At 67.3% G+C, this 3,677-nt stretch carries 1 protein-coding gene; it reads left to right on the top strand.

Annotated elements, in window-relative coordinates; genetic code table 11:
- The coding region (locus AB0D49_RS41695) for a toxin glutamine deamidase domain-containing protein (protein WP_362769496.1) at positions 1-3,677 on the top strand (3,677 nt) is incomplete at both ends.

Consider the following 3,677-nt stretch of genomic DNA (forward strand, 5'->3'; position numbering starts at 1 on the left):
AACAACGCCACGTCCGACGAGAACAGCCCCCTGTACGGCGACGACCCGGGCCGGGTGTGGGCGATCGTCCTCGACGCCGACGGCAACCAGAAGGCACCGCAGCTCACCGACACGGAGTGGCAGCAGTTCCGGGACGCGGCGAACGCGCTGGAATTCCTCACCGTCGGCGGCAGCGATCTGCCGCAGGTGCCCACGCGAGGGAGGAGGCCGATCCTGACCGATACCTCGGACCGGCTCGTGCCCATGCGGACCTCGGACCAGGGCGTGCCCAACCGGACCTCGGACCGGAGCGTGCCCATCCGGACCTCGGACCAGGGCGTGCCCATCCGCACCTCGGACCGGTCCTCGCAGGACAGCGAAGGCGGAAGCCTGGACAAGGACACTCGTCACCAGAAGCTCACGGCGTACCTCTCCTCGCCCGCGCTGGTGAAACTGAGCACCGAGAGCGGCTACACCCCGGAACACATCACCCGGCTGGCCAACACCCAGCTCGCCGAGTTGCGGCTGAACAGCGGGCAGCCGGATCACCTGACGCCGGAGATGCTCACCTACAAGGCCGTCGCTCACCAGAAGGTCGACGAGGCGATCGACCAGGCGCTGGCAGAGCGCGGGGTGCCCAGGAACGACCCCTCGGTGCGAAACATCCGGGACGAGTACCACGGGATGGTGGACAGCCACTTCAGACCGTACGGGGACGCCCTGAACAGTGGCGAGACACATGACATCCTGCCCTGGCTCAGCAGGGACGTGCTGCCTCCCATCATCGGCTCGGTCGACAAGATGATCGAATGGGACTCCGTACACGATCGCCTGGACATCGCGATCCAGAACGGACTGGGCCGGCAGATCATGACCGCCGGGCACGATCTCGCCGTCGTGTCCAATAGCGCGCACGACATCCTGGAGAATGTCCTGGAGCAGGAACAGGGCACGGACGGGATCGCGATGGACGTGATCGTGAACGCGGCCATGTTCGAAACCTCGGCATGGAACCAGGCGCACGCGAACTTCTACGACAAGGTCCAGCACTGGCTGTCGGCGCAGAATCTGCCCTCCGAGACCGCCGGGGCGATGGCGCGGACACTGCTTCCGCGCTTCTCCGAGCACTTCACCCGGTCGGTCCTGGAGGGCTTCTTCTCCACCCCCCAGGCCCTCCTGGCAAGTAACCGGTACGACCAGCTCAGCCTGGCGCTCGCGGAGCTGGACACGAAGACCGTTGACGACTTGGAGTTGATCAGCGGCATCCTGAACGATGTGTCGAGCGCGATCCACGAGGGTGTCCAGCAGCTCACCGTGACCGGTCGTCAGGTCCCGGTCGACGTGGTCCAGAAGGTGTGGAGTCACCTGGGGGCCCATGTCATGAGTGAGCTCGGGAAGCAGCCTTCCGAAGGCCCGGCGGACAGTGGCAGCCGGCCCTGGAAACGGTTCCGGACGGAGCTACGGAACGCACTGCCCGGCAAGGTCAACGCCGGGCTGGACGCCTTCATGCCCCCGGCTCCCAGGACCCTGATGGTCATGAACCCGGACCCCACGACCCCGGAGTCCACACCCCCCACGTCCACCATCCCCACCGCCCAGGACAACGCCTCGACCAGCACCCTGGACAGTCAGCCCCCGCCGACCCCGCCCCGTCCCACTCAGGAGAACCCGGCCACCGATGCGAGGCAGGAGACCCACGACAGGCTTGAGCGGTACCTCGACGACTATGTCCCGCTGACGGACGACGACAGCGGCGGCAACTCCGCGCTGCGACAGCGGGCGCACGCCATCCTGGACCGGCTCTTCGACGTCGGCGAACCCAAGCCCCGCATCAAGCACGCCCTGGGACTGGCCCGGACGTACGAGGAGGCGGTCACAGCGGCGACCAGCACCGCCGAGAACCTGGCCTCCGGATTCGCGACGAACCTCAACCATGACCTGTCGAAACAGGAGATCCAGAAGGCGGTCGGCTACGACCACGGCGCCCTGGCCCGGACCGTGGCGGACACCCTGTTCATGGGTGACCCGCGCAGCCTGGATGAACCGGACGCCACGCAGCGGCTCAACTCCGAGGTCACCAAGGAGACCAACCGGACACTGAAGGTGAACGCCAGCCTGGCGCACGCCGAGCGGTTGATCGACGCCGGCATCGACGCGGTCGTCACCGACCGGGCGGCCCAGAACCTCTCCATCGACGGTGATCTCGTGGCCGGCTTCCGGCGGGACCTGACCACCCAGACCAAGGACGCACTGGACACCGCCTACCGCAAGGTCATGGCGACGACTTCGACGGTGCCGCTCCCCACCCGGCTGAAGCGCATCGAGAAGCAGTACCTGGAGAACACGCTGAAGCCCCGGTTGGGCGACCTGGCTTCCCTCCTCGACTCTCCCGTGCGCGGCGTGAACGACCTGGTCACCCAGTTCGACAAGGACGCTGCGGTCCAGCGGATCATCCCGGTCAGCGCCCTCTTCAAGGACGACGGGACCCGCGCCTTCGACGATCCTCAGGACTGGCTCGACCGCGTCTACGGGCCCCAGGGCCCCTCCGACCTCCTGCGCAGCAACTTCGACGACAACTGTGTGATCGCCGCCCTCGCCTTCTACGCCACCTTCAACGCGGCGACCAAGGCCGACATCCGCGGCTTCGACTCCACATCCCTGGCGAACAAGGGGTGGAGCCACGCCACCATCGCCCAGAACGCCCTGAACGCCGCCGCGTCCACCATGGGCGTCGGCGAACCCGCCCTCGACAAGATCGCCCAGCAGATCAAGGATCTCGGCCCCGGCGCCCAGGCGATCGTGTTCGTCAGCCGCACCCCCGGCAACCCCGAGGGCCACGCCTACAACCTGGTCAACCACAAGGGGACCCTCGTCGTCGTGGACGTCCCCCACAAGAAGATCACCCGGGGCGACTCCCCGTTCGACAACGACAACCCGGGCCCGGTCTGGGCGCTCATGTTCGACGCCGACGGCAACCAGGTGAACCCGCCGCAGCTCACGGACGAGGAGTGGGCGCAGCTGCGGAACACCACCGCCGCGGTGCAGTTCAACACCACGCCCCACGACGGCACCACCCATGTGCCGGGCCACGACACGCACCCGACTATCCACAGCACGGACCAGACGCACCAGCCCACCCACCACCCGACCGGACCCGTTCACCCCACGCACCATCCGATCCCGACCCCGTCCGCTCACCATTCGAACCGGCACTCCATCTCTACGCTGGGCCCGAACACCGTGCCCGATCTGCCGGATGTCTCTCAGTTGCCCGAGACGCCCAGCCTCGAACCGGGCGATCAGTTCACGCAGCGGTTGACGGCACTCGCCACCAGTGCGCTCAAGTCGGACCCGCTCGCCCCGGAGATCAAGAAGCTCAAGAACCGGGAGATGGTGTACGGCGACTTCACCGACAGCACCGCCGGTGCCGACGTCCGCGATGCGCTGAGCAAGCGGTTGCAGTCCCTGGGCGCCACCACCTTGGAGATGCAGCAGCTCACCGCCGTGGAAGAGTTCGTCAGGCTGCGGACCGGGCAGCTGCGGGGCGCGGGCCGGGACTTCGACATCAAGGTGGGCTCACGGGTCTTCACGGCCCGGATCACCGCGCAGCTGGACCTCAAGCAGGCCGAGGTGCTGACCCCGTCCGACAAGACCGTCACCACCAAGCCGAAGAGCACGACGACCTCGGTCAGTGACTT

It is taken from the genome of Streptomyces sp. NPDC048290 (genome assembly GCF_040652095.1).
Taxonomy (GTDB): domain Bacteria; phylum Actinomycetota; class Actinomycetes; order Streptomycetales; family Streptomycetaceae; genus Streptomyces.